1 protein-coding gene is annotated in these 417 nt (G+C 60.4%); it reads left to right on the top strand.

Annotated elements, in window-relative coordinates; all coding sequences use genetic code 11:
* Positions 1–417 (top strand): AMP-binding protein (locus BK665_RS34170; RefSeq protein ID WP_148053318.1); only part of this gene is annotated, 417 nt, incomplete at both ends.

The following is a 417-nucleotide window of genomic DNA, read 5'->3' on the forward strand; positions in this document are numbered from 1 at the left end:
GGGCGTGCGTCATCTGGCCTACGTCATCTACACCTCCGGCTCAACCGGCACACCGAAAGGCGTGATGATCGAGCACCGTGGTTTGGTCAACTACACCCTTGATGCCATCAGACTGTTTGGCCTCAAAACGGCCGACACCGTGCTGCAACAAAACACCCTGAACTTCGATTTGTCGGTAGAGGAAATCTTCCCGGCCCTGATCGCGGGCGCCACGTTGGCCCCGAGCCGCGGCATTTTCGGCACCTCACAAAACGAAGACATCCGCCCAACCTTCCTGCACCTGACCGCCGCCCACTGGCACACCCTGGCCGCCGAATGGCACTACAACCCGGCGCTGGCCCAGGAACAGTTGCGCGACGTGCGGCTGATCAATGTCACGGGGGATGCGCTGTCCACGCAAAAACTGCAAATGTGGGA

Source organism: Pseudomonas frederiksbergensis (assembly GCF_003732665.1).
GTDB classification, from domain to species: Bacteria; Pseudomonadota; Gammaproteobacteria; order Pseudomonadales; family Pseudomonadaceae; genus Aquipseudomonas; species Aquipseudomonas frederiksbergensis_G.